Below are 26,514 nucleotides of genomic sequence, written 5' to 3' on the forward strand. Positions count from 1 at the left end.
CGTGAAGATGCGGCTGCAGGCCGTGCAGTTCATGTGGGAGGGCATCCACGGCGAGACCGTCTCCCCGGCCCGCTCCCGGCGCCTAGCCGGACTCGCAGCACCTGTACCGGCCGCGACAACGCCGAACGGGCCCTGCTCATCCTGCGCGGCTTCGACGCCATGACCCACGGCGAGAGCGCCGACGAGGTGCTCGAACTGTGCGACCGCGCCCTCGTCAACGGCCGCCTCGCCCCCGGCCTCGGCTGGACCGACCCCGAGTGGGGCATCGAACTGCTGATGATGCTCGGCAGCGCGTACGCCTACGCCGACCGGCTCGACCGCGCCGAGAGCCTGTTCGCCGAGGCCCTGCGCGTCTACACCGGGGCCGGCTGGCGCGGCGGTCACCTCTCCCTGGCCAACGCCTTCCTCGGGCTGGCCTACCGCAGGCAGGGCCGGCTGCGCGACGCCGAGTCCACCCTGCGCGAGGCCCTCGTCCTCGCCGAACGCGTCGGCCGCCGCCTGCCGCTGTACTGGTCGGCGACCTGCGGACTGGTCGACACCCTGCTGGCCCGCGGCCGCGTCGACGAGGCCTGGTCGATCGCCGAGCAGTACGGCTTCGCGCCGCCCTACCCTTCCACGATCGTGCTGCCCGACATCCGCTGCGTCCGCGGCCGGCTGCTGCTCGCCGTCGGCCGCAGCGAGGAGGGCGTCCACGAACTGGAGGCCGCCGAGAAGATCGCCGCCTCGCGCGGCGGACACAACCCGGTCCTCTCGCCCTGGTCCATCGACCTCGCCAAGGCCCTCGCCGACCAGGACCCGGCACGCGCCGCTCAGCTCGCCGCCGACGCCCGCCGGCAGGCCGAACGCTTCGGCACGGACACCGCCATCGGCGAGGCCCTGCGCTGCGCCGCCGCCCTGGAGACGGGCGGGCGTGCGGTGCAGCTCGCCGCCCAGGCCGTCACCTACCTGGAAGCCTCACCCTGCCAGTACGAACACGCGGCGGCCCGCGTCGAGTACGGCATCGGCGCCCGCTCCGTCGCGGAACTGAACCGGGGTCTGGACCTCGCCCGGGCCTGCGGCGCGGAAGGACTCGTGGCCCAGGCGAGGGAGGTGCTGGAGTCGGGACGGGGGTTGCGGTAGCGCCCTTCGGCAGCCTCACACCGTGAGCAACTGCTCCGTGACCGCCGCCAGACGCTTGCGTACCTCCGGGTCGTACGTCTTCTCGTGGGCCCGGGCCCGCCGGGTGCCGTCGAAGTAGCCGCCGCTGCCCAACTCCTGCGTGGCCAGGGCCAGTACGCCCGGAGCACCGTCGGCGACCGAGTTCCACGGGGTGATGTCGCTCTCGCGGACCATCGCCGTGTCCATGAAGGTGGCGGGGTGCAGGACGTTCACCGACACCCCGCTGCCGGTGAGTTCCTCGGCGAGTGTGAAGGTGTGCGCGGCGAGGGCGAACTTGCTGCGGCAGTACGCCGACATCCCGCTGTAGTCGCGGGTGAGTTCCGGGTCGGTGAAGTCGAGGGGTTCCTGGCCGGCCGAGCCGACGTTCACGATCCGGGCCGGCGCGTTGGCCCGCAGCACCGGCAGCAGGGACCGGGTGAGGACGACGGGCGCGAGATAGTTCACGGCGAGCCGCAGCTCGTGCCCGTCGGCGCTCAGCTCCCGCCCGGAGCCGGGTGTGCCGCCGCCCGCCCCCGCGTTGTTGATCAGCACGTCGAGGCCCGGATGCGCCTCGGCGACCCGGGCGCCCAGCTCCCGCACCTCGCAGAGGCGGGCCAGGTCGGCGACGAAGCCCTCGGCCTCGCCCTCGGCGCGCAGCTCCGCCACCAGGTGCGCGGTGCGGTCCCGGTCGCGGCCGTGGGCGAGGACGACATGGCCGGAGCGGACCAGTTCGAAGGCCACGTACCGGCCGAGTCCGGAGGTGGCGCCGGTGATCAGAATGGTGGACATGCTTCCACCCTAGGCACGGTCCGGCGCCGCGAGGGAGGTGCTGTCGAAGCTACGACCGGCAGGATCACCCTCGCCCCTGGCCCTCCCCGTCGTCCTCCCCGTCGTCCTCCTCGGCGAGGACGCGCTGGGCGGTCGCGAACGCGGAGTTGGCGGCCGGCACCCCGCAGTACACGGCGGTCTGCAGCAGCACCGCGGCGATCTCCTGAGGCGTCAGCCCGTTGCGGCGCGCCGCCCGGACGTGCATCGCCAGCTCGTCGTGGTGACCGTGGGCGACCAGCGCGGTCAGTGTGATCATGCTGCGCTCGCGCCGGGACAGCGTCGGATCCGTCCAGATCTCGCCCCAGGCATACCGGGAGATGAAGTCCTGGAACCGGGCGCTGAACGGGCTCTGCCGGGCCTGCGCCCGGTCCACGTGCGCATCGCCAAGCACTTCCCGGCGCACCGCCATGCCGCTCTGCGGCGGCCCGTCGAGGTGGGTGCGCAGCGCCGTCAGCACGGCCCGCGGGACCTGCGCGGGCGCCAGATGGGAGGCGCCCGGCAGCTCCACCAGCGTCGAGCCGGGCACCGCGTCGGCGATCTCGCGCAGATGCGCGGGCGGCGTCGCGGGGTCCTGCCGGCCCGCCACCAGGAGTGTCGGTACGGCGATGTCGCCGAGCCGGTCGCGCAGGTCGAACGCGGCGAGCGCGTCGCAGCAGGCGGCGTACGCCTCCCGATCGGCCGCCCGGTGGTCCTGGAGGAGCCTCGGGACCGTGAAGCCCGGAGTGAACCAGCGCGCGTCGGCGCTCTCCACCAGCCACTCCAAGCCCTCGCGGCGCACCCGCTGCGCCCGCTCCCGCCAGGCCGTGCCGTCGCCGAAGTGGGCGGAGGAGCACAGCACGGCCAGGGAGGCCAGCCGTTCGGGATGGTGCACGGCCAGGTGGAGGCCGACGGCGCCGCCGAGGGAGACGCCCGCGTAGGCGAACCGGTCGATGCCGAGCGCGTCGGCGAGGGCCAGCACCAGCGCGGCGAGGTCGCCGACGGTCGTCCCCGGCCCGATGAGCTCCGGCGCCGACCCGCCGTGGCCGGGGAGGTCCCAGCGCACCACGCGGTGGGCGGCCGACAGCTCGGGCGCGACCTCGTCCCACAGGGCGTACGAGGTGCCGAGCGAGGGCCCCAGCAGCAGCGGGGGCGCCGAGGCCGGGCCTTCAGCCAGGTGGTTGAGGAGTTGCTCGGTCAACGTCGCTCCAGGGCACGGTCGGTGAGAGTTCCGGCGTAGCCGGTGTAGTGGGCGGGGGCGCAGAGATCGTCCAGGTCGATGGACATCAACTCCTCCTGTTCTTCGAGGAGTTCACGTAGTGAGCGGTTCTCGGTGTGGGCGCGGCGGGCCAGTTCGGTCAGCAGCTCCTTGGCGCGCGCACGACCGAGAACGGGGCTGAGGGCGGCGGACAGCCGCTCGGACACGATCAGGCCCCGCGTGAGGCCGAGGTTCCGGCGCATTGCGGCGGGGTGCACGCGCAGCCCCTCCGCCAGCTCGGCCGCGTGGGCTGCCGAGCCGCCCACCAGCCGGAGCAGGTCGCGCAGCGGCTCCCACTCGGCATGCCAGGCGCCGGACGGCCGCTCGTCCTCGGCGGCGACGGAGCCGTACAGCGTGGCCGCGAGCTGGGGGGCACGCCGGGCGGCGGCCAGAACGAGCGTGGAACGCACCGGATTGGCCTTGTGCGGCATGGCCGACGAGCCGCCGCCGCTGCCCTCGCTCACCTCGCCGATCTCGGTGCGCGACAGCGTCAGCACGTCCACGGCGAGCTTGCCCAGGGCACCTGCCGTGAAGGCCAGACATCCCGCCAGGTCGGCGATCGGCGTGCGCAGCGTGTGCCAGGGCAAGGCCGGTACGGCAAGGCCTACCTCGCGGGCGTAGGCCGCCGTCAGCGCGGTGGCGTCCAGGGCGCCGTACGCCTCGAAGGCCGCCAAGGTACCGGCCGCGCCGCCGAGTTGGGCGGGGAGCGAGTCCCGCACCCGGGTGACGCGGTCCGTTGCGTCCAGGACCAGCGAGCGCCAGCCGGCCGCCTTCAGCCCGAACGTGGTCGGTACCGCGTGCTGGGTGAGCGTCCGTCCCGGCATCGCCGTGTCCCGGTGCTCGGCGGCGAGCCCGGCCAGCGCCCGCTCGGTGCGGCCCAGGTCGGCCAGGACCGGGCCGAGGGTGCGCACGGCGACCAGCATCGTCGCCGTGTCCATGATGTCCTGGCTGGTGGCGCCCCGGTGGACACAGGAGCCGTACTGCCCGCCGACCTCCCTGGTCAGGTCGGCGACCAGCGGGATGACCGGGTTGCCGCCGGCCTGGGCCCGCTCGGCCAGGTCACGGATGCCGAACCGCTCCGGCACCGCCGCCTCGGTCACCGCCGCCGCTGCCTCGGCCGGGGCGAGTCCCAGCGCGGCCTGCGCCCGGGTCAGCGCGGCCTCGGCGTCGAGCAGCGCCCGCAGATAGGCGTGGTCACTGGTCTCGGACGCGGCGCCCGACAGACCCCGTCCGGGTGCGAGCAGGCCGGTGTCGGCGTAGGGAGGGGACGCAGATGTCACTGGAACTCCAGGAAGACCGTCTCGCCTTCGCCCTGAAGGCGGATGTCGAAACGGTAGGTCCCCGGGCCCTCCTCGGCGGCGATCAGCGTGTCGCGCCGGTCGCCCACCCGGGTGAGCAGCGGGTCGGCGGCGAGCGCGGCCTCGTCGCCCGGCAGGTAGATCCGGGTGAACAGGTGCACGAGCAGGCCACGCGCGAAGACGCAGACGCTCAGGCAGGGCGCGTTGCCGCCGCGTGCGCCGGGACGCAGCGTGCGCGCGTACCAGTGGCCGTTCGCGTCGGTCTGGATGCGCCCCCAGCCGGTGAACTCCACGCCGTTACGGCCCAGATGACCGCCGGTGGCCGGGTCGCGCCGGATGGAGCCGTCCACCCGCGGCACCGTTCCGTCGGGGTGCGGTCCCCACAACTCGACGAGCGCGTCCGGCAGCGGCCTGCCCGCGCCGTCGAGGACGTGGCCGTGCACGGTGATCGCATCCGGGTGGCCGAGCGGGGCGATCTCCTCGCCGCCACGGAAGGGCAGGGCATAGCCGTAGAAGGGGCCGACCGTGTGGGACGGGGTGGGCAGCACCTGCTCCGGGCGGCTCGTGTCGATCTTCGTCATGGCGGTCAGCGCCCTTCCTCGATCCAGGTGGCGGCCGGGCCGTCCAGCACGATGTCCCAGTGGTAGCCGAGCGAGAACTCCGGCACCGACAGGCTGTGGTCGTAGGTGGCGACCAGCCGCTGCCGGGCCGCGTCGTCCGTCACCGACTGCAGGATCGGGTCGTACGGGAACAGCGGGTCGTTCGGGAAGTACATCTGTGTCACCAGCCGCTGGGCGAACGCCGTGCCGAACACCGAGAAGTGGATGTGGGCCGGGCGCCAGGCGCCCACGTGGTTGCGCCAGGGGTAGGGGCCGGGCTGGATGGTGGTGAAGTGGTAGCGGCCCTCGCCGTCGGTGAGGGTGCGGCCGACGCCGGTGAAGTTCGGGTCGAGCGGGGCGTCGTGCTGTTCGCGCCGGTGGGCGTAGCGGCCGGCCGAGTTGGCCTGCCAGATCTCGACGAGCTGGCCGCGCACGGGGCGTCCGGCCCGGTCCAGCAGCCGCCCGGAGACAGTGATCCGCTCACCGATCGGCTCGCCCCGGTGGTGCCGGGTGAGGTCGTTGTCGGTCTCGGTGATGTCGCGCTCCCCGAAGGCGGGGGAGTGCAGTTCCACCAGTTCCGGGTCCTGGGCGGTGTCGATGGCGACCAGGGGCTGCTTGGGGTGGCGGAGCACGGAGGAGCGGTAGGGCGCGTAGGCGCGGCGCGGGTGGTGTTCTACGGGGGCGCCGTCGGCGACGCGTTTCTCGTACGCGGCGTGCTCGGCGGCGATTTCGAGGTCGATGTCGGCTTGGCTGAGAGTCATGGGGCGTCCAAGGGGTCAGAGTTCGAGGACCGGTCCAGCTCCGGTGGCCGGCCGAGGACCGCCCGGATCGTGTGGGCGGCGCGGTCGTCCGGGCGTACGGAGGTCAGGGCGCCGTTGTAGCGGCCGATGGGCGTGCGGACGGCCTCGACGAGGTAAACCGAAGCGAGGCTGTTGACGGCGTTCACAACAGGTTGTCCGCGATGGTGAGTTCGGCGTCGGTCCGGGCGACGACGTCCTCAACGGTCACACCGGGCGCGGTCTCCACGAGGGCCAGGCCCTGCTCGGTGACGTCCAACACCGCGAGGTCGGTGATGACTCGGTTCACACAGGACTTGCCGGTGAGTGGCAGCGTGCACTCCTTGAGGATCTTCGGGGAGCCGTCCTTCGCGGTGTGGGTCATCACCACGATCACCTGACGGGCGCCGTGCACCAGGTCCATCGCGCCGCCGATCCCGGTGACCAGCTTGCCCGGCACGGCCCAGTTGGCCAGGTCGCCCCGGGCGGAGACCTGCATCGCGCCGAGCACGGCCACGTCGATGTGCCCGCCGCGGATCATCGCGAAGGACAGCGCCGAGTCGAAGAAGGAGGCGCCCGGCAGGACCGTCACGGTCTCCTTGCCCGCGTTGATCAGATCCGGGTCGACCTGGTCGTCGGTCGGGTACGGGCCCGTGCCCAGAATGCCGTTCTCCGACTCCAGGACGACCTCGACGCCCGGGGGGAGGTGGTTCGGGATCAGCGTCGGCAGACCGATGCCGAGATTGACGTACTGGCCGTCGCGCAGCTCCCGCGCCGCCCGCGCGGCGACCTCCTCGCGTGTCCAGGCCATCAGCTGCTCACCGTCCGCCGCTCGATCCTCTTGTCCGCCGCCTGCTCCGGGGTCAGGGCCACGACCCGCTGCACGAAGACGCCCGGCAGGTGCACGGCGTCCGGCTCGATCTCGCCTGGCTCGACCAGCTCCTCCACCTCGGCGATGGCGACCTTCCCCGCCATGGCCGCGAGGGGGTTGAAGTTGCGGGAGGACCTGTTGAAGACCAGGTTTCCGTGCCGGTCGCCCTTCGCGGCCCTGACCAGCGCGAAGTCGGTGCGGATGGCGCGCTCCAGGACGTACGCCGCGCCGTCGAACTCCCGCACCTCCTTGGGCGGCGAGGCCAGCGCGACCCCGCCCTCGCCGTCGTAGCGCCAGGGCAGTCCGCCCTCGGCGACCTGGGTACCGACCCCGGCCGGGGTGTAGAAGGCGGGGATGCCGGCCCCGCCCGCGCGCAGCCGCTCGGCGAGGGTGCCCTGCGGAATCAGCTCCAGCTCCAGCTCACCGCCCAGGTACTGGCGGGCGAACTCCTTGTTGCCGCCGATGTAGGAGCCGGTCACCCGGCCGATCCGCCCTGCGGCCAGCAGTACCGCGAGACCGGACTCCATCGCCCCGCAGTTGTTGGAGACGACCGAGAGACCGCCTACCCCGCGCTCGTACAACGCCTGGATCAGCACGTTCGGCACACCGCTCAGCCCGAACCCGCCGACCGCGAGGGACGCGCCGTCCGGTACATCGGCCACCGCCTCCAGAGCCGTGGCGACCACCTTGTCCATCCGTGAAGCCTCATCTCTTCGCTATTAATCAGCGCACTGAGTATTTCAGCGAGGTGTGCCACACGCTGCCACCGGAGGCGATGTCCGTCAAGATACGGGTCAGCTGCACTACCGGGCGGGAGACAGGTGGTCCGGTCGCCGGGTATTGTTCAGTGCACCAACGAAATGATCAGGGAGCGCACATGGCCGCGGTGGACCTCACCACCCATCCCGGGCACCTGGCCCGGCGGCTGCAGCAGGCGCACTACCTGCTGTGGAACACGATGGTCTCCGAGGAGATCACCTCGCCGCAGTTCGCGGTCATGAACGCGCTCGTCGCCGAGCCGGGCCTCGACCAGCGGACCGTGGGGGAGCGGGTGGGCCTGGACCGCTCGACCATCGCCGAGGTCATCAGCCGGCTCGGCCGCCGGGAGTTGCTGACCAAGGTGCGCGACCCGGAGGACGGCCGGCGCTTCCTGCTCCGCCTGACCGACGAGGGCCGGCGCACCCACCGCAAGCTGACCGTGCGCACCGCCCGGATGAACCAGGTCTTCCTGGCGCCGCTGTCCGCCGAGGAGCAGACCGTGTTGTTCGACCTGATCCGCCGGGTCACGGACGCGGCGGAGGGCCTGCGCAACCCGGCCGAACAGCTGGCCGCGCGGGGCTGACCGGGCCGGTACGGGCGTCGACCGGGTTGGTGCGGGCGTTCACGGCGCCGGTGCGAACACGACCCACACCTGGCCGTCGGCGAAGTCCATCCGGCCGCCGTCCGCCGCGGTGAACGTCGTACCGTCCGCCGCGCTCGGCCGTGACCAGGAGGCGTCGAAGGACCGGCCGTCGCGCAGCACCTGTGCCTTTCCCGAGCCGACCGTCTCGGTGTAGGGCGTGTGGTTGCCGAGCCGGTCGTGATAACGGGAGGTCCGGATCTTCACGTACTGCACGACGACCGTCGCCGGTGCCACCTGCGCGCCGTCCGCCGTCACCGTGGGCGTGCCGTCCGTCGCGAGCAGCCAGCGGTGCCGCCCGGCGGACCAGGTGAAGGTGAAGCGGGCGGCCGGGTAGCGGACGGTGCGTGTGGCCGTGGGGGTGCCGCCGGACGGGGCCGGGCCGTAGCTGAAGCCGGTCGTCAGCGCGGCCTTGCCCGGGGCGGACGGCAGCAGCTTGGCGGGGCGCAGAAAGAGGTTGTGCGGGGCGGCCTTGGTGGTGCCCCGGTAGTAGGCGGCGGGGGCCTGGTCGGGGGACTCCGGCCGCAGCGGCGCCCTGTCGATCAGCGGGAGCAGCTTGTGCTGGGCGCCGGAGAAGGCCAGCGTCGGCCGGTGGAACTGGCCGAGCAGCTCCAGATCGGATTCGCGGGCGCTGCGCACCGGTCCGACGGCCTGCGGGAGCCTGGTCGCGTACAGCGCCATCAGCCGGCTCAGACCGCCCTCCACCTGCTCGGCGTACACCACGTCCGCCGCGTCGAGCCCGGTCTGGGGGCGGGCCGCGGGCACGTTGTCGATCTTCACGGCGAGTGGTGAACCGGCCGCCGTGTCCGAGGGCTTGGGTGTCGGGGCCGACGGTGCCGTGGGTGCCGGGGTGTGCTGCGGGGAGCGGTCGTCGTCCCGGCCGTGATGGGTGCAGCCGGCCGTGAGGGACGCGGTCAGTGAGACCGCCAGCGCGGCCGCCGTCACCGTCCCGCGTCGCCTGTGCGCTCTGGATCTCATGCCCACTGTGGCCACCCCGTTCATTTGTCCGATTGTGCGTTCATAGGGTCATCGCTGGCCATACCCGAACGCTTACGGTCATGCGCGGTGCGTGGGCCGTTCGGGCTCCGGAAACGACCCTGGCGGGGGGAGGAGGGTGGCAGGCCGGGCCCCAGCGAGGGATTCGGTGCTGGTGGGCGCGGGTACCCGGGCGCCACCGCGAATCGCCCACGCGACCGAGGGAGCGCGACCCCATGAAGGCAGTCACCTGGCAGGGCAGGCGGGACGTCCGGGTCGAGGACGTCCCCGACCCGCGGATCGAAGAGCCCACCGACGCCGTCATCCGCATCACGTCCACCGGACTGTGCGGCTCGGACCTGCATCTGTACGAGGTGCTCACCCCGTTCATGACACCGGGGGACATCCTCGGGCACGAGCCGATGGGCATCGTCGAGGAGGTCGGCCCCGGCGTGCCGGACCTCAAGGCCGGGGACCGGGTCGTGGTGCCGTTCCAGATCGCCTGCGGCAACTGCTGGATGTGCCTGACCGGGCTGCCGACCCAGTGCGAGACGACCCAGGTCACCGGCGAGGGAATGGGCGCCGCCCTGTTCGGCTACACCCGCCTGTACGGGGCCGTGCCCGGCGCCCAGGCCGAGTACCTGCGGGTGCCGCAGGCGCAGTTCGGGCCGATGAAGGTGCCCGAGGGCCCGCCGGACGACCGCTTCGTCTACCTCTCCGACGTGCTGCCCACCGCCTGGCAGGCCGTCGAGTACGCCGCCGTCCCGCCCGGCGGCACCCTCGCCGTCCTCGGCCTCGGCCCGATCGGCGACATGGCCTGCCGGATCGCCAGGGCACGGGGCGCGGAGCGCGTGTTCGGTATCGACCTGGTGCCGGAACGGCTGGCGCGCGCCGACCGGGACGGCGTCCAGACATACGACCTCAGGGCCTTCGACGACGAGAAGGCGCTGGTCAACGCCATCCGCGACGAGACCGGGGGCCGGGGGCCGGACGCCGTGATCGACGCCGTCGGCACCGAGGCCCACGGCAGCGCCGCCGCCAGGCTCGCGCAGACGGCCACCGGGCTGCTGCCCCGCAAACTCGGCGTGCCCCTCGCGGAACGCTTCAGCGTCGACCGGCTCGGCGCCCTCCACATGGCGATCGACCTGGTGCGGCGCGGCGGCACCCTCTCGCTGAGCGGCGTGTACGGCGGCATGGCCGACCCGATGCCGATGCTCACCCTGTTCGACAAGCAGATCCAGCTGCGCATGGGCCAGGCCAACGTCCGCCGCTGGGCCGACCGGATCATGCCGTATCTGACGGACGAGGACCCCCTCGGTGTCGACGACTTCGCCACCCACCGGCTCCCGCTCACCGAGGCACCGCACGCCTACGACATGTTCCAGCACAAGCAGGACGGCGCCATCAAGATCCTCATGAAGCCGTAGACCGGCCGTCAGTCCCGGTCCCTCTCGCCCAGGATCTCCGCCAGGTCGTAGCGCACCGGCTCCTCCAGCTGGGCGTAGGTGCAGCTCTCCGGTGTACGGTCCGGACGCCAACGGCGGAAGCGGGCGGTGTGCCGGAAGCGCTGCCCGTTCTCCATGTGGTCGTAGGCCACCTCGGCGACCCGCTCCGGCCGCAGCGGCACCCAGGACAGGTCCTTCTTGCCGGACCAGCGGCTCGGCGCGCCCGGCAGCCGGGCCGTCTCATGGGCGGCCTCGTCCGACCAGGCCGCCCACGGGTGCCCGGCGACGTCGTCCATGCGCAGCGGCTCCAGCTCCTCGACCAGTTCGGCCCGCTTCTTCATGGGGAAGGCGGCCGACACCCCCACGTGCTGGAGCCGCCCCCGGTCGTCGTGCAGACCCAGCAGCAGCGAGCCGACCACCGGGCCGCTCTTGTGGAACCGGTACCCGGCCACGACGACATCAGCCGTCCGCTCGTGCTTGATCTTGAACATGACCCGCTCGTCCTGCCGGTATCGCAGGTCGAGCGGCTTGGCGACGACTCCGTCGAGGCCGGCGCCCTCGTACTGCTCGAACCAGTGCCGCGCCACCTCCACGTCGGTCGTCGCGGGCGCCACGTGCACCGGCGGTGTGGCGTCGGCCAGCGCCCGTTCCAGCAGGGCCCGGCGGTCGGTCAGCGGGACGTCCAGCAGGGACTCGTCGTCCAGGGCGAGCAGATCGAAGGCCACGAAGGACGCCGGGGTCTTCTCCGCCAGCATCCGCACCCGGGAGTCGGCCGGATGGATGCGCTCGGTCAGCGCGTCGAAGTCGAGATGCCCCTCCCGCGCGATCACGATCTCCCCGTCCAGCACGCACCGCTCGGGCACCCGCTCCTTCAGCGCCGCCACCAGCTCGGGAAAATACCTGGTCAACGGCTTGCCGGTACGACTGCCCAACTCGACGTCCGCGCCGTCCCGGAACACGATCGAACGAAACCCGTCCCACTTCGCCTCGTAGTGCATCCCCGGCGGGATCTTCGCCACCGACTTGGCGAGCATGGGCTTCACAGGCGGCATGACGGGCAGATCCATGCAACCGATTCTGCTCGCACACCTCCCGCACCGCCCGGTATGCGCGCTGTACGGGGTGCGCCTACCGTGGCCGCATGGGTGCTGCGGTGGAACTGGAGGTGGACGGCCGGACCGTACGGCTGTCCAGCCCGGACAAGGTCTTCTTCCCGGAGCGGGGCTTCACCAAGCTGGACCTCGCGCAGTACTACGTCGCCGTCGGCCCCGGCATCCTGCGCGCGCTGCGCAACCGCCCCACCACCCTGGAACGCCACCCCGACGGCGTGGGCGGCGAGTGGTTCTTCCAGAAGCGGGCCCCGAAGGGCATGCCCGACTGGATCCCGACCGCCCACATCACCTTCCCGAGCGGCCGCAGCGCCGACGAGATGTGCCCCACGGAGCAGGCCGCCGTCGTCTGGGCCGCCCAGTACGGCACGCTCACCTTCCACCCGTGGCCGGTGCGCGCCACGGACGTCGACCGCCCCGACGAACTCCGCATCGACCTCGACCCGCAGCCCGGCACCGACTACGGCGACGCGGTCCGCGCCGCCCATGAACTGCGCGCGGTCCTGGACGAGTTCGGCGGACTGGGCGGCTGGCCCAAGACCTCCGGCGGCCGGGGCCTGCACGTCTTCGTCCCGATCGAACCGCGCTGGACCTTCACCCAGGTGCGCCGCGCCGCGATCGCCATCGGCCGGGAGATGGAACGCCGGATGCCCGAGCAGGTGACGATCAAGTGGTGGAAGGAGGAGCGGGGCAGCCGTATTTTCCTGGACTACAACCAGACGGCCCGCGACCGCACCATCGCCTCCGCATACTCCGTACGCCCAAGCCCGAACGCCACCGTCTCGGCACCCCTTCGCTGGGGGGAGCTCGGCGCGGCCCACCCCGCCGACTTCGACCTCGCCACCATGCCGGCCCGCTTCGCCGAACTCGGCGACGTACACGCCGACATGGACGACCACGCCTACTCCCTGGACGCGCTGCTCGAGCTGGCCCGCCGTGACGAACACGACCACGGCCTGGGCGATCTGCCGTACCCGCCGGAGTACCCGAAGATGCCCGGCGAACCCAAACGCGTCCAGCCGAGCCGGGCCCGACGGGAGCAGACGTCCTGAGGACAGCCGGCGGACGACCGTGTCGGCCGGACCACGGCCGCCGCACGTTCAGCCCGACGACCGCTCGCCGCACGCGGCCAGGACGCGCCGGCAGTCGGCGAGCAGGTCCTCGTCCGAGGCGACGTCGTAGCGGATGTTCCCCCGGCGGGGGCGGTCGTTGGAGTGGCGGCGGGGAGAGGACAGTTCCGCGCGTATCAGCGGCAGGGCGGGGGCCGCCGCCGGACCCATCCCGGCCAGGCACGCGGCCATGTCGGGGCGCCGTGCCGGAGTGGTCCGCCACTGTTCGAGCAGGACGGGAAGTGCCTCCTCCGTTTCGCCGGTGACCTGCCACAGGGCGGCGGCGGCCTGGAACCCGGTGTGGCCTTCGGCGATCGCGGCGCGCAGGTCCGGTGCGAGTACGGCACCGGAGCGGCCGAGCGCACCGGCCAGCTCCAGCGCCGGCCGCCACCGCAGCCAGTGGTCCGACCGCAGGTTCTCCCGGATCACCGGCAGCACCGCCTCGGCGTCCCCGGTCAGCGACCACAGCGCCCGGGCGACGAGGACGCGGTCCTGGTCCCGCAGCGTGCCGTCCTCCCACATCCGCCGCACCACCGGCAGCGCCTCGGCCGCCGCGGGACCGCAATGGGCGAAGGCACCCAGCACGGCTGCCCGCGTGCGGCCGTACTCCGCGTGGTCCAGCAGCCGGGCGAGCAGGGGCAGCGACGGGGTGTGCCGCAGCACGCCCAGGGCGGCGGCGAGCCGGTCCGCGTCCTCGTCCTGGGAGCCGGGGTCCAGCGCGGCGAGCCGGTCGTGGAGCACCGGGGCCAGCGGGGCTGCCGCCTCCGGGCCCAGCGCCTCGATCCAGCGGACCAGTTGCTCGGGGATCGCCACCACCGTCAGCAGATGGCCGAGCGCGGGCACGATCCGGCTGTCGCCCTGAAGTGTCAGCAGCTCATAGGCCATGCCGAGGGCCATGCGCCGGAAGGGGGTGTCCTCTTCGAGGGGGCGGTCGTCCCAGCTCTGGATGTACGCCACGACCTCCTCGGAGGCACACCGGGCGGCCGGCCCGAGGTGGCACAGCTCGGACAGCACGCTCTTCTGCAGACTCAGCTCGTCGTCGCGCAGCAACCGGGCCAACGCCATCACCGGTTCGTCGTCCGGCACCCGCCAGCCGCTCAGCAGCATTCCGGCCATCGTCACCGCATGGGAGCGCCGGTTGCGGTCGGGGCTGTCCAGCATGCCGACGAGGAGCGGGAGGCGGATGTCGATGCGGTCGCCCAGCTGAGTGTGCAACTCCTCCAGGAGCTCGTCGGCCTCCTCGAGGCCCAGGGCACGACGGTGCTCTTCCTTCAGCTCTCGCCGGTAGGAGATCATGGTGTCGGTGCGCGGGGCCGGGACCTTCGGGGGCTCCTCCGCCCGGGCCGCCTCCTGCGAGACGCGCATCACGTCCAGCGCCGTCCGGGCCGTGTCCTCCGGCAGTGCGCCGGGCGCGCACCGCGCCAGATGGGCGAGGGCCGTCATGCGCAGCCCCGGGTCCGTGGTCTCGGAGAGGACCGATCGCAGCAACTGCGCTGCGGCGGCCTCCAGCCGGCTCGGCTCCCGTACGGCTGCCGTCGCCAGGGCACCGACCACGGACCGTGCTGCCGACGGGTCGCTCTCGGCGGGCAGGCGGTCGCGCAGGGCGGCGAACGCCCGTACCGGGTCCGGGTGCAACCGGGCCAGCGCCGTGGACGCCGCCGCACGCACCCCGGGATCCGGATCGCCCAACAGGTCCAGGAAATCCCCGGCCCGGACGCGGATCAGATCCCGGGCGACGAAGAAGTGCCGCTCCCAGTCCTCGTGCAGCTCCTCGTCGAACCCGGACCAGTACTCCGTGTCCTCCGGGTCTCCCGGGTCCTCGTCCGAGAAGGGATCGGCGATGCTGTGCAGCAGGCCGACGACGGCACCCCGACCGGCCACCGCACGGTTCGCCGCCAGTTCGAAGAGGAACGGCACGCACGCCACCGTGCTGTCGTACACCGTGCCCTGGTGGAGCACCGCGCCGTACATGCCGTCGAGGGCGATCTCACGGCGCTCCGAGTCGTCCGACGCCAGCCCCCACAGCAGATCCGGCACATCCGTCGCCGACTCCGTGTACGCATGTCCCAAAGACGCCCAGTCGACGTCCTCGATCCCCCTGAACACACTGTCCTCCCCCTGGTGCATGGCGCCCGTCCGCCACTGATCACAGCATGCACCACGGCACTGACAACGGCCCCGCGCCAGGGGATCATGCCGGGATGACCCGTGTCCTGACCCGAAGCGACCTCGAGGCCGTGCTGGAGCCCGCGGCCTGTCTCGCCGCCCTCCGCGAAGGCTTCCGCGCGGCCGGCACCGCCGCCGTACCCGGCCAACGGGTCCGTACCGACCTGCCGTTCCCCGGCACCGCCACCGCGCTCATTCCCGGCCTGCTGCCCGGCATCGAGGCGTACACCGTGAAGGTCAACGCCAAGTTCCCCGGAGCCCGGCCCGCCCTGCGCGGAGTGATCTGCCTGCACGGCGGCGCGGACGGCGAACTGCTCGCCCTGCTGGACTCGGCGACCGTCACGGCCTGGCGGACGGGCCTGGCCGCCGCCCTCGGCACCGCGCTCCTGGCCCCGGCCGGGTACGAGGTGCTCGGCGTGATCGGAGCCGGGGCGCAGGCCGAGTTGACGCTGCGCGGCCTGGCGAGCGAGCGCCCGCCCGGTCGACTCGTGGTGCACGACACCGACCCCGACCGTGCCGCCGCGTTCGCCGCCCGGTACGGCGGACGCGTGCTGGACTCGGCCGGCGCGGTGGCCGAAGCGGCGGACACCGTCCTGCTCGCGACCTGGTCCCGGGCCCCGCTGCTCGCCCTCGCGGACACTCGTGCCGGACAGCACTTCACGAGCCTGGGCACCGACGAGCCCGGCAAGCGGGAACTCGCCCCGGACCTGCTGGATGCCGCGCTCCTCGTCGTCGACGACAGGGAACTGGCCGCGCGCATGGGCGCGTTGGCGGCACCCGGGCTCGCCCGGACCACCGCAGACGCCACCCTCACGGACGTCCTGCGCGGCACACACCCCGGCCGCGCCTCGGCCCGGCAGCGCACGGTGTACGCCCCCGTCGGACTGCCCTGGCAGGATCTCGCCCTCACCTGGCTCGCCTGGCGGGAGGCGGAACGCCGGGGCGTGGGCACCAGGATCGACCTGCTGAAGTGAGCCACGGTGCCCGCGCCGGGCGACGCCCCGGGGTCACAAGCGGCCGAGAACCCACCGCTCGGTGCAGGCCCCGTCCTGGGCGTCGTCACATCCGGCCGTCGCACGGTGACCGTCGCCGGGCCCGCCGCTCCGGACGCAAGCCGTTCGTCCGGCTCGGGCCCGGCAAGGCCATGCCTCCGTCGCGGCACCGGCGGGGCCCGGACCGCGCGGTTATCCTGACCGGCAGCCGCCGATGAGGAGTCCCGCAGTGACCGAGGCAGTGTCGCGTCCCACGCTGGAGGCCGTGGCCGCGCGGGCCGGTGTGTCCCGGGCCACCGTGTCCCGGGTGGTCAACGGCGGCGACGGGGTGCGCGCACCCTTGGCCGAGCGGGTCCGGCAGGCCGTGGCAGAGCTGGGTTACGTACCCAACCAGGCGGCGCGCAGCCTCGTCACCAAGCGGCACGACGCCGTGGCGGTCGTCATCGCCGAGCCCGAGACCCGGGTCTTCGCCGACCCCTTCTTCGCGCTGCAGCTGCGCGGCATCAGCAAGGAACTGACCGCGCACGACAACCAGTTGGTGCTGCTGCTCACCGAGGGCCGTGACGATCACGCGCGCGTGGCCCGGTACCTCTCCGGAGGCCATGTCGACGGTGCGCTCGTCTTCTCCCTGCACCTCGACGACCCGCTGCCCGGCCTCATCCAGGACGCCGGCGTGCCCACCGTGTTCGGCGGGCGGCCCGGCTGGGACGACGGAGCCCGCGCGGCCGGCCCCGCTCGTCCTGTGCCGAAAGCCCCGGGCGTGGTCTACGTCGACTGCGACAACCGGGGCGGGGCACGCGCCGCCGTACGGCATCTCGTGGGTCTCGGCCGCAGACGCATCGCGCATCTCACCGGCGTCCTGGACCAGACGTCGGCGGTGGACCGGCTCGACGGCTACCGGGACGTCATGGGCGAGGTGCCGGGCGGGAACGATCCCCGGCTGGTGGTGGAGAGCGACTTCACCCCGGCCGGCGGCGAACGCGCCATGCGCGAACTCCTCGGCCGCTGCCCGGACGTGGACGCCGTGTTCGCCGCCAACGACCTGACCGCCCTCGGTGCCCTGCGCGTGCTGCGCGCGAGCGGCCGGCGGGTGCCGGAGGACGTGGCCGTCATCGGCTTCGACGACATGCTGCCCGTCGCCGAGGAGGCCGACCCACCGCTGACGACGGTCCGTCAGGACATCGAGGGAATGGGCCGCCTGATGGCCCGCCTGCTGCTGCGCGGACTCTCAGACGGCCGCGACCGGACGGACGACCGAGACCGGGCCGGAACCACGGTGGACGGGCCGCACGCCGGCGGCGTGATCCTCCCGACCACGCTGATACGACGGGCGTCCGCCTAGCCGCCGCGCGAGGCGGCCCCGGCCCGGTCGGCCGACCGGAATCACTCCTGAGGCGACTCGCTCTTGATCACCGCGAAGCGGGCGCCGTACGGGTCGGTGAGCCTGGCCATGCGGCCGACGCCCTCCATGGTCGTCGCCGGCACGAGCACCTCTCCGCCGAGCTGCTGCGCCTTCTCGACCACCGCGTCGGTGTCCTCGACCTCGAAGTACGGCAGCCAGTACGGGCTGCCCGGGGCCTCGGCCGGGTCGTCGGCCAGGGGCACGATCCCGCCGAACATCGCGTCCTCCCCGCCGTCGGCCGGATTGACGCACGTGTACGTCCCGCCGGGGAAGGGCACGGCGGAGGTCTCGAGGCCCAGCACCTGGTGGTAGAAGGCGGCGGCCGCCGCGATGTCCGGGGTGTACAGCTCGACCCAGCACAGCGAGCCCGGCTCGCTCGCCATGTCGACGCCCTTGGTCCGACCCGGCTGCCAGATCCCGAAGGGCACGTGCGCCTGGTCGGCGAGGACCGCCATGTGTCCCTCGCCCATGACGTCCATCGGCTGGAACAGCACGCTGCCGTGGTGCTGTTCGGCCGCCTTGGCGGTGGCCTGTGCGTCCGCGCTCTGGAAGTACACCGTCCAGGCCGGCGGGCCCTGATCGGGGCCGGACTGCATGCCGCCCGCGACGGTCCTGCCGCCCAGCTGGAAGAAGCCGTAGCCTCCCGCGTCCGGCCCCGCCGACTGGAACTGCCAGCCGAAGAGACCGCCGTAGAAGGACACGGCGCCGTCGATGTCGGGGGTGCTGATGTCGAGCCAGTTCGGGGCGCCGTCGACGAAACGGGTGGTGAGCATCTTCGCCCTCCTCGAAAGGGGTCCCGTCCTCTGCACTGCAGAGTCTGGCACCCCTCACTGACAATCGCCGCCGGAGCGCCGCGACGCGCCGGGCGGATCCGCGCTCACCCCGGGTGGTGGCGCGCGCTCTGCGGGTTTTCGCCGCGCCCCGCGCGCCGCCGTGCGCCGGTGCGGTCCGGGAGACCATCATCAGGGTGGCCGGAGGCCCTGCCGGAGGCGTTGACCCGGCGTTGATCGAACGTTTTTCGCCGCGCGGCACGATCCTGGTCATGCCCTTCGAAACAATCACTCCGGCCGACGACACCTGGCAGGCGCAGGCCCTGTGCGCGCAGACCGGGCCGGACTTCTTCTTCCCCGAGCCCGGCAGCTCGGTACGCGAGGCGAAGCGCATCTGCGCCATGTGCGAGCTGCGCCCGGCCTGTCTGGACTACGCGCTGGCCAACGACGAGCGCTTCGGTGTCTGGGGCGGACTGTCCGAGAAAGAGCGCCTCGCCCTGCGCCGCACGTCCCACTGACGCCGTCCGCCGACGCCCGCCTGGTGCGCCGTCCTCCCGGGCGGCGCCGGCCAGCGTCGGGCACCAGTGCGCGGTCAGTGACCGGCGTGCGTCAGACTGCGGCCCGTGCCGCCATCCGGGCCTTGCGGGCGGCCAGCTTCTCGTCGAACTTGGCGGCCTCCGCGTCCAGGCCGCCCATGAACAGGCCGAGTTCCTCCTGCGCCCTGCGTCCCTCCGGGCCGAGGCCGTCGATGTCCAGGACCTTCAGGAAGCGCAGTACGGGCTGCAGCACGTCGTCGTGGTGGATGCGCAGGTTGTAGACCTCGCCGATGGCCATCTGCGCGGCGGCCCGCTCGAAGCCGGGCATGCCGTGGCCGGGCATGCGGAAGTTCACCACGACGTCCCGGACCGCCTGCATGGTCAGGTCGGGGGCCAGCTCGAAGGCGGCCTTCAGCAGGTTGCGGTAGAAGACCATGTGCAGGTTCTCGTCGGTCGCGATGCGGGACAGCATGCGGTCGCAGACCGGGTCGCCCGACTGGTGGCCGGTGTTGCGGTGCGAGATCCGGGTGGCCAGCTCCTGGAAGGCGACGTAGGCGATCGAGTGCAGCATCGAGTGCCGGTTGTCGGACTCGAAGCCCTCGCTCATGTGCGCCATGCGGAACTGTTCCAGCTTGTCGGGGTCCACCGCGCGCGAGGCGAGCAGATAGTCGCGCATCACGATGCCGTGCCGCCCCTCCTCGGCCGTCCAGCGGTGCACCCAGGTGCCCCAGGCGCCGTCGCGGCCGAAGAGCGTGGCGATCTCGTGGTGGTAGCTCGGCAGGTTGTCCTCGGTGAGCAGGTTGACCACGAGGGCGATGCGGCCGATCTCGGTCACCTTGGACTGCTCCTTGTCCCAGGCCTCCCCGTCCTCGAACAGGCCGGGGAAGTTGCGGGCGTCGCTCCACGGCACGTACTCGTGCGGCATCCAGTCCTTGGCGACCTTCAGATGCCGGTTCAGTTCCTGCTCGACCACTTCCTCCAGCGCGAACAGCAGCCGCGCGTCGGTCCATGCGGACGGGCTGCCGAGGTGAGGGGAGGTGATCGTCACGAGAACTCCAGGGGACGCCGAACAACGGGGGAGACGAACTGGGCGGTCCGGCGAGCGGTGCCGGAAACCTACGAGATCGTAGGCTACGAAGCCGTAGGTTACGAAGCCGTAGGTTAAGGCCGCTGTAAAGATCGCTGATCAGTAGGGCCGGACTGACCCTCCCGCCGTGTTGGGCATGTTCCGGGCGCGGCGGTCAGACGTACAGCTCCCGGAGCCGTACCGAGAGGCACGTCACACAGCCCTCGAGCTTCTCGAACTCGCTGATGTCCACCGTGACCACCTCGTGGCCGAGATCGGTCAGCAGCTCCGCGGTCTTCGGCGCGCTCGCCGCCATCAGCAGCTTGTGCCCGCCGAGCAGCACCACGTGCGAGCCGGACTCCTCCGGTACCGACAGGAAGCCGGGGAACAGCGACGGCCGGTCGACCTTCGGTATGTGCCCGATCACCGTGCCGTCGGGCAGCGCGGTCACCGCGGACTTCAGGTGCAGCACCTTGCTCACGGGAACGGCCACCACCCGCGCGCCCAGCGGCTCGAACGCGGCCCGCACCTGTTGCACCCCGGCCGCGTTGGTGCGCCCGCCGCGGCCGACGTACACCGTGTCGCCGACCTTCAGGACGTCGCCGCCGTCCAGCGTGCCCGGCTCCCAGATCCAGTTCACCGAGCAGCCCAGGCGGGCCACCGCCTCCTCCACACCGACGGTCTCCGCGCGCCGGGACTCCGCGCCGGGCCGGGTGATCAACGCCACGTTCTTGTACATGACGACGGTGTCCTCGACGAACACCGAGTCCGGGCAGTCGTCCTCCGGGTCGACCTCGATCGTCTCCCAGCCGTGCGTGCCCAGGGCCTCGACGTAGGCCTCCCACTGCTCGACGGCGAGCCCGACATCGACCTTCTCCCGCTCGACGTGCGTCACCAGGCCTTCGGCGAGGCGGGGGCTGGGGCGGCGGACGAGGGCCTTCTTGCTGGGCACGAGGGACCTTTCGAATCGATGGTGCGGTTGTCCGGTGCCCGTGAGAGGGCACCGGTCCGCCATCATGCAGGGCGCTCCGGCCTGCACAAAACCCTCGGTGTCAGGCTGTGGCCCTCCTGAGACGTCGGGTCCTAGGCCGAGGCGCCGATGTCCTCCGGCGCGATCTCCCTCAACTCTCCCTCCTCCATCAGCAGCCAGCGGGTGATGCCGATCGACTCGAGGAACGGCAGGTCGTGGCTGGCCACGAGCAGTGCGCCCTCGTACGACTCCAGAGCCGAGGTCAGCTGCCGCACGCTCGCCATGTCGAGGTTGTTGGTCGGCTCGTCGAGCAGCAGCAGCTGGGGTGCCGGCTCGGCGAGCATCAGCGCGGCCAGGGCCGCCCGGAACCGCTCGCCGCCCGACAGGGTGGCCGCCTTCTGGTCGGCCCGCGCGCCCCGGAACAGGAAGCGGGCGAGCCGCGCCCGGATCCGGTTGTTCGTGGTGTCCGGTGCGAACCGGGCCACGTTCTCGGCGACCGTCAGCGCGTCGTCCAGCACGTCCAGCCGCTGGGGCAGGAAACGCAGCGGGACATGCACCCGCGCCTCGCCGGCCACCGGTGCCAGCTCCCCTGCGACGGTCCGCAGCAGCGTCGTCTTGCCGGAGCCGTTGCGGCCGACCAGCGCGATGCGCTCCGGGCCGCGCAGATCGAGGACGCCCTCCACGCGCGCGTGGAAGGCCGTTTCCAGGTTCTCCAGGGTGAGCACCTGCCGGCCGGGCGGTACGGCGGTGTACGGCAGGTCGACGCGGATCTCGTCGTCGTCCCGTACCGCCTCCACCGCCTCGTCCAGGCGCTCCCGGGCCTCGGCGAGCCGCTCCTCGTGCATGATGCGGTGCTTGCCCGCCGACTCCTGGGCGGCGCGTTTGCGGGCGCCCATGACGATCTTCGGCTCGCGCTTGGAGTCCCACATCTTCTGCCCGTACCGCTTGCGCCGGGCCAGTTTCACGTGGGCGTCGGCCAGTTCGCGCTTCTGCTTGCGCACGTCGGCCTCGGCGACGCGCACCATCCGCTCCGCCGCCTCCTGTTCGACGGCCAGAGCCTCTTCGTATGCCGAGAAGTTGCCGCCGTACCAGGTGACCTCCCCGGAGCGCAGTTCCGCGATCTGGTCGACCAGGTCGAGCAGTTCCCGGTCGTGGCTGACCACGACCAGTACGCCCGGCCATGCGGAGACGGCCTGGTACAGCCGTCGGCGCGCATACAGGTCGAGGTTGTTGGTGGGCTCGTCCAGCAGCAGCACGTCGGGGCGGCGCAGCAGCAGCGCGGCCAGCCGCAACAGCACCGACTCGCCACCGGAGACCTCGCCGACCGTGCGGTCCAGGCCGATGTGGCCGAGACCGAGTTCGCCGAGCGTGACGAGGGCGCGTTCCTCGACGTCCCAGTCGTCGCCGAGCGTCTCGAAGTGCCCGTCGGCGACGTCGCCCGCCTCGATGGCGTGCAGCGCGGCCCGCCGTTCGGCGATGCCGAGGGCCTGGTCGACGCGGAGCGTGGTGTCGAGGGTGACGTTCTGCGGGAGGTGACCGACCTCTCCGGACACCTTGACGGTGCCGTCGGCCGGGGTGAGTTCACCGGCGAGCAGCTTCAACAGGGTTGTCTTCCCCGATCCGTTCACGCCTACGAGACCGGTCCGGCCGGGCCCGAAGGCGATGTCGAGGCCGTCGAAGACGGCGGTGCCGTCGGCCCAGGTGAAGGACAGGGACGTACAGGTGAGGGAAGATGACATGAGGGCCTCGCGAGGGATTCGGTGCGATCGGTGGGCGCATGTCGAGACACCGCGAGGCGGGAACCGAATGGTCGTGGGGCACGAAGAGGCCACGAAAAAGGGCCTGTGCCCGAGGACGGCTCGGACGCCGAGGTCGTACGCCGCGCACACACCTCAACCGGTGCGACGCGATGCCTCAGGACCTCAGACGAGCAACGTCCTTCTCCAATCGACGGCAACAGGACCGATGTACACGGTAGGAGGGGGCCTGAGGGCTGTCAACGCAATTACGGACGGCCCCGGCCTGGCACAACGAGGACGCCCGGCACGAGGTGGGCGTGCCGTTGTTCGTCAACGCGCGGATCGACACGTTCCTGCGCGGTGCCGGGGAAGTGCCGTGCCACCCTGTTCGTCCCCGGGGCCGTCGACCCGGGGACGGTGAAGGAGCTGGTCGCGGGCGTCGGGCAGGCCGCCCTCGATGTCGCCGGGATCGGCACGGGCGCCGGACTCGCCCAGGCCGCCCACGCCCCGGTCCGCCGCGTCGCCCGGGAGCTGTTGGAGGCGCTGGAGGCGGGGACGTACGGGGGCCCTGGCGGGAGGGTACGACCACGGTGATGAACACCCTGCTCACGCTTCACGCGCGCGTGGCGCTCGGCCTCACGCGCGCGGAGCGCTCAGCAGGCGTCCCGCATCAGTTCGGCCAGGTCGTGGTCCAGGTCGAGCTGGAGGTGCTCGAGGCCGACGGGCACGAGCGCGTTGGTCGCCTCCAGGAAGCGCCGGATCTCGCCCGAGCGGACGTGCACGATCGCGGTGCCCTCGGGGGCGTGGAACTCCAGCACGGTGCGGTCGTAGCCGTACGGCCGCACCCGGACGTCCCCGTGCCCCTCGGGCTGCTGCAGCCCGGCCGTGAGCAGCTCGCGGGAGAAGGTCCAGCACACCTCGACCCCTTCGAGGGTGGCCGGGGCCGGGAAGGTCATGACGACGGCGAACGGATCGCCTCGGTCGTAGCGCAGCGTGGCGGGAATGCTCGGCATGCGCGGTGCGGCGGCGACGAGACGGGCCTCTACGGGCTGCTCGATGACGGTGGACAACGCCTTGCTCCCTCGTGACGGCTGGACTGCGCCCGGGTGTGCACCCGGCACCGGAAGAGACGACGGATCCGGCCGATCCGTGCACAGGAATCACGAGTGACCTCGGTCACCGCGTTCATGCACGGCGCGGGCCCGTTCGTTTCCGCCTGCGGCGAAGGGCAGTTGGCCTCTGGACGGCGTCGGACCGGTGGGCTAGCTTCGCCCGCCATGAGGCGCTTGGGGAGCACGCGACGCAGAGGACGTACGAGCAGGCTGGTGGCGGCGGGGGTGGCGTGCGGGGCGGCGTTGGCCGCGCTGACCGTGCCCGCCGCCGAGGCAGGGCCCCTCGGGCAGGGGAGTCTCCACTGGGCGCCGAAGGATCCGGGCACCCCGCAGGTCCGCTTCCGGGGCCTCGCGGCCGTCGACCGGCGCACCGCCTGGCTGGCCGGTACCGGCGGCACGGTGCTGCGCACCACCGACGGCGGAGCGAACTGGCGGAACGTCTCTCCGCAGGGCGCGGCCGATCTGCAGTTCCGGGACGTCGAGGCGTTCGACGCGCGGCGCGCCGTGGTGCTGGCCATCGGCGACGGCGAGGCGTCACGCGTGTACCGCACCGAGGACGGCGGGGCGACCTGGACGGAGTCCTTCCGCAACACCGACCCGAAGGCGTTCTACGACTGCCTGGCCTTCTTCGACCGCCGGCACGGCCTCGCGATGAGCGACCCCGTCGACGGAAGGTTCCGCATCCTGTCCACGAGCGACGGAGGCCGCTCCTGGCGGGTGCTGCCCTCCGCGGGCATGCCGCCCGCCCTGGACGGTGAGGCGGGCTTCGCCGCGAGCGGTCAGTGCCTGGTCACCTCGGGCCCGAAGGACGTCTGGCTGGCCACCGGCGGTGGCGCCCACGCGCGCGTGCTGCACTCCGCCGACCGCGGGCTGACCTGGACGGCCGCCGAGACGCCGGTGCCGGCCGGAGACCCCGCCAAGGGCGTCTTCGCGCTGGCCTTCCGCGACCGCGGCCACGGTCTCGCCGTCGGCGGCGACTACCGCCCCGACCAGGCCTCGCCACAGGCCGCCGCGGTCACCGCCGACGGCGGCCGCACCTGGACCCCGGCCGCCACGCCCCCGCCCGCCTACCGCTCCGGGGCCGCCTGGCTGCCGCACAGCCGCACCGCCGCACTCGCCGTCGGCCCCACCGGGACCGACCTCACCACCGACGCGGGCCGCACCTGGCGCACGATCGACACCGGCTCCTACGACACCGTGGACTGCACGCCCGACCTCAGCTGCTGGGCGGCCGGTGAGCAGGGGAGGGTCGCGCGGCTGGAACGCTGAAATGGGCGGCCGGAACCGGGTACTCGGGTCGCACGGGAACCGCGACGAAGGGAGCCATCATGCCCGCCGGTTCCAGCTCCAAGCGCGAACGTCAGTACGAGCACATCAAGAAGAGCGCGCAGGACCGGGGCGAGAGCACCGGGCGCGCCAAGGAGATCGCCGCGCGGACCGTGAACAAGGAACGCGCCCGCTCCGGCGAGTCCAGGACTGCGAGCCGCAGCTCGACGCAGGACATGTCGTCCAGCAGGCGTGGCGGTCAGCGGTCGGGCAACCGGGCCGGCTCCCAGGGCCCGACCCGCGACCAGCTGTACAACGAGGCGAAGCAGCGCGGCATCGAGGGCCGTTCGCACATGAACAAGGACCAGCTGCAGCGCGCGCTGAACGCCAAGAAGGGATGACCGGCGGCAGTCAGCCCAGTGTCTGCCGGTGGCGGGCCAGCTCCGGGGCGGTCTTGGTGGCGATGAACTCCGTGATGCGATACGTGCACACGCCACCGACGGCGAACGGGTCGCCCGCCACGAGCTCCTCGATGCGGGCGCGGTCCTCGGCGACGGCGAGGATCACCCCGCCGTCGCGGGGGTCCTTGCGCCCGGAGGCCAGGAAGAAGCCCTTCTCGTACTGTTCCTCGAGCCACGCCACATGGTCCGGCAGCAGCGCGTCCACGGCGTCGAGAGGTGCGGTGTAGGTCAGCTCCAGTACGAACATGATCGCGAGCGTACCCCCGGCTCCGGCAACGGGCCCCGGGACCGTACAGTTCAGGTCACATGACGACCGTTGGCGTACCCGCGGGCTGGCCCGCGACCGAGGAAGAGGCCCGCGCGGTGCAGGACGAGCTGCGCGGGCGGGTGGTGCTCGACGAGCGCGGACCCGAGCCCGGCACGGGCCGGGTCACCGGGGTCGACGTCGCCTACGACGACGAGCTCGACCTCGTCGCCGCGGCGGCCGTCGTGCTGGATGCCGCCACCCTGGACGTGGTGGCCGAGGCGACGGCCGTCGGCCGGGTCTCCTTCCCGTATGTGCCCGGCCTCCTCGCCTTCCGCGAGATCCCGACCGTCCGGGCCGCCCTCGACCGGCTGCCGTGCCCGCCCGGCCTGGTCGTGTGCGACGGCTACGGCCTGGCCCATCCGCGGCGCTTCGGCCTCGCGAGCCACCTCGGCGTGCTCACCGGCCTGCCGGTCATCGGCGTCGCCAAGAACCCGTTCACCTTCACGTACGACGATCCGGACCCGGCGCGGGGCGCTGTGGCTCCGCTGCTCGCCGGGGACGAGGAGGTCGGGCGCGCGCTGCGCACCCGGGAGGGCGTCAAACCGGTCTTCGTCTCCGTCGGCCACCGGGTGAGCCTGGACAACGCCGTGGCCCACACGCTGGCCCTGACCCCGCGCTACCGGCTGCCGGAGACCACGCGCCGGGCGGACGCCCTGTGCCGCCGTGCGCTGCGGGAGGCGGCGCAGAGCGCCGGAGGCGACGCTCAGGAGGCGACGACGCGCCAGGCGCCCACCTCCTGATACGCCGAGTCGTAGACGGCAGAGCCGTCTCCGGGTTCGAGGGCGTAGTGGTGGAGGTTCCCGCCCCAGTAGCGCAGGATGCGCCCCAGCTCACCGGCGCGGTCCCGCGCCGGCGCGGCCTCGTCCACGGTCACTTCGAGCACGAACTTCATGTCTCTCCCGCCTCCTTCGGCCCTGCGGCCCATGCCTCCATCGTTTCATTGAACC

27 protein-coding genes and 2 pseudogenes are annotated in these 26,514 nt (G+C 72.6%); 11 read left to right on the forward strand and 18 right to left on the reverse strand.

Annotated features, from left to right (window positions below; genetic code table 11):
- Positions 1–1,119: pseudogene (locus tag ACWDEN_RS35290) on the forward strand (tetratricopeptide repeat protein); the annotation flags it as partial.
- Positions 1,120–1,134: 15 nt separating this feature from the next.
- On the opposite strand, the gene ACWDEN_RS35295 reads toward ACWDEN_RS35290, so the two are convergent.
- The 8 genes and pseudogenes from ACWDEN_RS35295 to ACWDEN_RS35330 all read right to left on the reverse strand — a co-directional run bounded on the left by ACWDEN_RS35295 (position 1,135) and on the right by ACWDEN_RS35330 (position 7,438).
- Positions 1,135–1,926 (reverse strand): SDR family NAD(P)-dependent oxidoreductase, encoded by a 792-nt coding sequence (locus tag ACWDEN_RS35295; RefSeq protein ID WP_450861976.1) that lies wholly within the window; start codon positions 1,924–1,926, stop codon positions 1,135–1,137.
- 64 nt (positions 1,927–1,990) lie between these two features.
- The gene (gene pcaDC / locus ACWDEN_RS35300) at positions 1,991–3,142 is read right to left on the reverse strand and encodes a bifunctional 3-oxoadipate enol-lactonase/4-carboxymuconolactone decarboxylase PcaDC (RefSeq protein ID WP_450861978.1); all 1,152 of its coding nucleotides are present in this window, start codon (positions 3,140–3,142) and stop codon (positions 1,991–1,993) included.
- Entirely contained in the window at positions 3,139–4,479 is a 1,341-nt protein-coding gene (pcaB, locus tag ACWDEN_RS35305) for a 3-carboxy-cis,cis-muconate cycloisomerase (RefSeq protein ID WP_450861980.1), read from the reverse strand. Before pcaB ends, pcaDC begins: the two co-directional genes overlap by 4 nt.
- Complete coding sequence (gene pcaG, locus ACWDEN_RS35310; protein ID WP_351603272.1) at positions 4,476–5,078, reverse strand: protocatechuate 3,4-dioxygenase subunit alpha; 603 nt, start codon at positions 5,076–5,078, stop codon at positions 4,476–4,478. The genes pcaB and pcaG overlap by 4 nt, the downstream gene beginning before the upstream one ends.
- Positions 5,079–5,083: 5 nt before the next feature.
- Positions 5,084–5,857, reverse strand: a complete 774-nt coding sequence (gene pcaH / locus ACWDEN_RS35315; protein ID WP_351603274.1) for a protocatechuate 3,4-dioxygenase subunit beta — start codon at positions 5,855–5,857, stop codon at positions 5,084–5,086.
- 14 nt (positions 5,858–5,871) lie between these two features.
- A pseudogene (locus ACWDEN_RS35320) lies at positions 5,872–6,042 on the reverse strand (3-oxoadipyl-CoA thiolase); the annotation flags it as partial.
- A complete protein-coding gene (locus ACWDEN_RS35325; protein WP_450861982.1) occupies positions 6,039–6,683 on the reverse strand; it encodes a CoA transferase subunit B in 645 nt (214 codons plus the stop codon). The gene ACWDEN_RS35325 and the pseudogene ACWDEN_RS35320, both read right to left, overlap by 4 nt.
- A complete protein-coding gene (locus tag ACWDEN_RS35330; RefSeq protein WP_351603278.1) occupies positions 6,683–7,438 on the reverse strand; it encodes a CoA transferase subunit A in 756 nt (251 codons plus the stop codon). The genes ACWDEN_RS35325 and ACWDEN_RS35330 overlap by 1 nt, the downstream gene beginning before the upstream one ends.
- 182 nt (positions 7,439–7,620) lie before the next feature.
- Between ACWDEN_RS35330 and ACWDEN_RS35335 the strand changes: the two genes are divergently transcribed.
- A complete protein-coding gene (locus ACWDEN_RS35335; protein WP_450861984.1) occupies positions 7,621–8,085 on the forward strand; it encodes a MarR family winged helix-turn-helix transcriptional regulator in 465 nt (154 codons plus the stop codon).
- Positions 8,086–8,124: 39 nt separating this feature from the next.
- Here the strand turns inward: ACWDEN_RS35335 and ACWDEN_RS35340 are convergent, their stop codons facing one another.
- Positions 8,125–9,120 carry a DUF3048 domain-containing protein gene (locus ACWDEN_RS35340; protein WP_450861986.1) on the reverse strand — a complete coding sequence of 332 codons (996 nt, stop codon included), beginning with the start codon at positions 9,118–9,120 and terminating at the stop codon, positions 8,125–8,127.
- Between the two features lie 233 nt (positions 9,121–9,353).
- On the opposite strand from ACWDEN_RS35340, the gene ACWDEN_RS35345 reads away from it, so the two are divergent.
- Entirely contained in the window at positions 9,354–10,544 is a 1,191-nt protein-coding gene (locus ACWDEN_RS35345; protein WP_351603284.1) for a zinc-dependent alcohol dehydrogenase, read from the forward strand.
- An 8-nt stretch (positions 10,545–10,552) separates the two neighbouring features.
- Here ACWDEN_RS35345 and ACWDEN_RS35350 read toward each other — a convergent pair whose 3' ends face one another.
- Positions 10,553–11,629: an ATP-dependent DNA ligase gene (locus ACWDEN_RS35350; RefSeq protein WP_351603286.1), complete on the reverse strand. Its 1,077-nt coding sequence runs from the start codon at positions 11,627–11,629 to the stop codon at positions 10,553–10,555.
- A gap of 74 nt (positions 11,630–11,703) precedes the next feature.
- Here ACWDEN_RS35350 and ligD point away from each other — a divergent pair, with 74 nt between their 5' ends.
- A complete protein-coding gene (ligD, locus tag ACWDEN_RS35355; RefSeq protein WP_450861988.1) occupies positions 11,704–12,723 on the forward strand; it encodes a non-homologous end-joining DNA ligase in 1,020 nt (339 codons plus the stop codon).
- A gap of 48 nt (positions 12,724–12,771) precedes the next feature.
- Here the strand turns inward: ligD and ACWDEN_RS35360 are convergent, their stop codons facing one another.
- Positions 12,772–14,886 carry a HEAT repeat domain-containing protein gene (locus ACWDEN_RS35360; protein ID WP_450861990.1) on the reverse strand — a complete coding sequence of 705 codons (2,115 nt, stop codon included), beginning with the start codon at positions 14,884–14,886 and terminating at the stop codon, positions 12,772–12,774.
- Positions 14,887–14,981: 95 nt separating this feature from the next.
- Here ACWDEN_RS35360 and ACWDEN_RS35365 point away from each other — a divergent pair, with 95 nt between their 5' ends.
- Positions 14,982–15,920, forward strand: coding sequence for an ornithine cyclodeaminase family protein (locus ACWDEN_RS35365; protein WP_351603292.1), 939 nt, complete (start codon positions 14,982–14,984; stop codon positions 15,918–15,920).
- Between the two features lie 247 nt (positions 15,921–16,167).
- Positions 16,168–17,280 carry a LacI family DNA-binding transcriptional regulator gene (locus ACWDEN_RS35370; RefSeq protein WP_351603294.1) on the forward strand — a complete coding sequence of 371 codons (1,113 nt, stop codon included), beginning with the start codon at positions 16,168–16,170 and terminating at the stop codon, positions 17,278–17,280.
- A gap of 41 nt (positions 17,281–17,321) precedes the next feature.
- Here ACWDEN_RS35370 and ACWDEN_RS35375 read toward each other — a convergent pair whose 3' ends face one another.
- Positions 17,322–18,113: a VOC family protein gene (locus ACWDEN_RS35375; protein ID WP_450861992.1), complete on the reverse strand. Its 792-nt coding sequence runs from the start codon at positions 18,111–18,113 to the stop codon at positions 17,322–17,324.
- Positions 18,114–18,382: 269 nt separating this feature from the next.
- On the opposite strand from ACWDEN_RS35375, the gene ACWDEN_RS35380 reads away from it, so the two are divergent.
- Positions 18,383–18,628, forward strand: a complete 246-nt coding sequence (locus tag ACWDEN_RS35380; RefSeq protein WP_055709873.1) for a WhiB family transcriptional regulator — start codon at positions 18,383–18,385, stop codon at positions 18,626–18,628.
- 91 nt (positions 18,629–18,719) lie between these two features.
- On the opposite strand, the gene ACWDEN_RS35385 is transcribed toward ACWDEN_RS35380, so the two are convergent.
- From ACWDEN_RS35385 to ACWDEN_RS35395, 3 genes are all read right to left on the reverse strand, one after another.
- Positions 18,720–19,694 carry an acyl-ACP desaturase gene (locus ACWDEN_RS35385; RefSeq protein ID WP_351603299.1) on the reverse strand — a complete coding sequence of 325 codons (975 nt, stop codon included), beginning with the start codon at positions 19,692–19,694 and terminating at the stop codon, positions 18,720–18,722.
- A 193-nt stretch (positions 19,695–19,887) separates the two neighbouring features.
- Positions 19,888–20,664: a dimethylargininase gene (ddaH, locus tag ACWDEN_RS35390; RefSeq protein WP_351603301.1), complete on the reverse strand. Its 777-nt coding sequence runs from the start codon at positions 20,662–20,664 to the stop codon at positions 19,888–19,890.
- A gap of 131 nt (positions 20,665–20,795) precedes the next feature.
- On the reverse strand, positions 20,796–22,421 hold the full coding sequence (locus ACWDEN_RS35395) for an ABC-F family ATP-binding cassette domain-containing protein (protein WP_450861995.1): 1,626 nt from the start codon (positions 22,419–22,421) through the stop codon (positions 20,796–20,798).
- 360 nt (positions 22,422–22,781) lie between these two features.
- Here ACWDEN_RS35395 and ACWDEN_RS35400 point away from each other — a divergent pair, with 360 nt between their 5' ends.
- Positions 22,782–23,015 carry a hypothetical protein gene (locus tag ACWDEN_RS35400; RefSeq protein ID WP_450861996.1) on the forward strand — a complete coding sequence of 78 codons (234 nt, stop codon included), beginning with the start codon at positions 22,782–22,784 and terminating at the stop codon, positions 23,013–23,015.
- Positions 23,016–23,074: 59 nt separating this feature from the next.
- Here the strand turns inward: ACWDEN_RS35400 and ACWDEN_RS35405 are convergent, their stop codons facing one another.
- Positions 23,075–23,491: a spore wall synthesis regulator SsgD gene (locus ACWDEN_RS35405; RefSeq protein WP_351603307.1), complete on the reverse strand. Its 417-nt coding sequence runs from the start codon at positions 23,489–23,491 to the stop codon at positions 23,075–23,077.
- Between the two features lie 207 nt (positions 23,492–23,698).
- Here ACWDEN_RS35405 and ACWDEN_RS35410 point away from each other — a divergent pair, with 207 nt between their 5' ends.
- Positions 23,699–24,802, forward strand: a complete 1,104-nt coding sequence (locus ACWDEN_RS35410; protein ID WP_450861998.1) for a WD40/YVTN/BNR-like repeat-containing protein — start codon at positions 23,699–23,701, stop codon at positions 24,800–24,802.
- Positions 24,803–24,861: 59 nt separating this feature from the next.
- Positions 24,862–25,200 (forward strand): plasmid stabilization protein, encoded by a 339-nt coding sequence (locus tag ACWDEN_RS35415; RefSeq protein WP_450862000.1) that lies wholly within the window; start codon positions 24,862–24,864, stop codon positions 25,198–25,200.
- Between the two features lie 10 nt (positions 25,201–25,210).
- Here ACWDEN_RS35415 and ACWDEN_RS35420 read toward each other — a convergent pair whose 3' ends face one another.
- On the reverse strand, positions 25,211–25,507 hold the full coding sequence (locus tag ACWDEN_RS35420) for a YciI family protein (protein WP_351603312.1): 297 nt from the start codon (positions 25,505–25,507) through the stop codon (positions 25,211–25,213).
- A 59-nt stretch (positions 25,508–25,566) separates the two neighbouring features.
- On the opposite strand from ACWDEN_RS35420, the gene ACWDEN_RS35425 reads away from it, so the two are divergent.
- On the forward strand, positions 25,567–26,307 hold the full coding sequence (locus ACWDEN_RS35425) for an endonuclease V (protein WP_450862002.1): 741 nt from the start codon (positions 25,567–25,569) through the stop codon (positions 26,305–26,307).
- Here ACWDEN_RS35425 and ACWDEN_RS35430 read toward each other — a convergent pair.
- On the reverse strand, positions 26,271–26,459 hold the full coding sequence (locus ACWDEN_RS35430; RefSeq protein ID WP_351603316.1) for a hypothetical protein: 189 nt from the start codon (positions 26,457–26,459) through the stop codon (positions 26,271–26,273). The genes ACWDEN_RS35425 and ACWDEN_RS35430 overlap by 37 nt on opposite strands.
- Positions 26,460–26,514 lie beyond the last annotated feature (55 nt).

This window comes from Streptomyces sp. NPDC001153, assembly GCF_053598315.1.

Bases quoted from the DNA above. Each gene is read 5' to 3' on its own strand.
- ACWDEN_RS35295 (WP_450861976.1), bottom strand. From the start codon at position 1,926: ATGTCCACCATTCTGATCACCGGCGCCACCTCCGGACTCGGCCGGTAC.
- pcaG (WP_351603272.1), bottom strand. From the start codon at position 5,078: ATGACGAAGATCGACACGAGCCGCCCGGAGCAGGTGCTGCCCACCCCG.
- pcaH (WP_351603274.1), bottom strand. From the start codon at position 5,857: ATGACTCTCAGCCAAGCCGACATCGACCTCGAAATCGCCGCCGAGCAC.
- ACWDEN_RS35325 (WP_450861982.1), bottom strand. From the start codon at position 6,683: ATGGCCTGGACACGCGAGGAGGTCGCCGCGCGGGCGGCGCGGGAGCTG.
- ACWDEN_RS35330 (WP_351603278.1), bottom strand. From the start codon at position 7,438: ATGGACAAGGTGGTCGCCACGGCTCTGGAGGCGGTGGCCGATGTACCG.
- ACWDEN_RS35335 (WP_450861984.1), top strand. From the start codon at position 7,621: ATGGCCGCGGTGGACCTCACCACCCATCCCGGGCACCTGGCCCGGCGG.
- ACWDEN_RS35340 (WP_450861986.1), bottom strand. From the start codon at position 9,120: ATGAGATCCAGAGCGCACAGGCGACGCGGGACGGTGACGGCGGCCGCG.
- ACWDEN_RS35345 (WP_351603284.1), top strand. From the start codon at position 9,354: ATGAAGGCAGTCACCTGGCAGGGCAGGCGGGACGTCCGGGTCGAGGAC.
- ACWDEN_RS35350 (WP_351603286.1), bottom strand. From the start codon at position 11,629: ATGGATCTGCCCGTCATGCCGCCTGTGAAGCCCATGCTCGCCAAGTCG.
- ligD (WP_450861988.1), top strand. From the start codon at position 11,704: ATGGGTGCTGCGGTGGAACTGGAGGTGGACGGCCGGACCGTACGGCTG.
- ACWDEN_RS35365 (WP_351603292.1), top strand. From the start codon at position 14,982: ATGACCCGTGTCCTGACCCGAAGCGACCTCGAGGCCGTGCTGGAGCCC.
- ACWDEN_RS35375 (WP_450861992.1), bottom strand. From the start codon at position 18,113: ATGCTCACCACCCGTTTCGTCGACGGCGCCCCGAACTGGCTCGACATC.
- ACWDEN_RS35380 (WP_055709873.1), top strand. From the start codon at position 18,383: ATGCCCTTCGAAACAATCACTCCGGCCGACGACACCTGGCAGGCGCAG.
- ACWDEN_RS35395 (WP_450861995.1), bottom strand. From the start codon at position 22,421: ATGTCATCTTCCCTCACCTGTACGTCCCTGTCCTTCACCTGGGCCGAC.
- ACWDEN_RS35410 (WP_450861998.1), top strand. From the start codon at position 23,699: ATGAGGCGCTTGGGGAGCACGCGACGCAGAGGACGTACGAGCAGGCTG.
- ACWDEN_RS35415 (WP_450862000.1), top strand. From the start codon at position 24,862: ATGCCCGCCGGTTCCAGCTCCAAGCGCGAACGTCAGTACGAGCACATC.
- ACWDEN_RS35420 (WP_351603312.1), bottom strand. From the start codon at position 25,507: ATGTTCGTACTGGAGCTGACCTACACCGCACCTCTCGACGCCGTGGAC.
- ACWDEN_RS35425 (WP_450862002.1), top strand. From the start codon at position 25,567: ATGACGACCGTTGGCGTACCCGCGGGCTGGCCCGCGACCGAGGAAGAG.
- ACWDEN_RS35430 (WP_351603316.1), bottom strand. From the start codon at position 26,459: ATGAAGTTCGTGCTCGAAGTGACCGTGGACGAGGCCGCGCCGGCGCGG.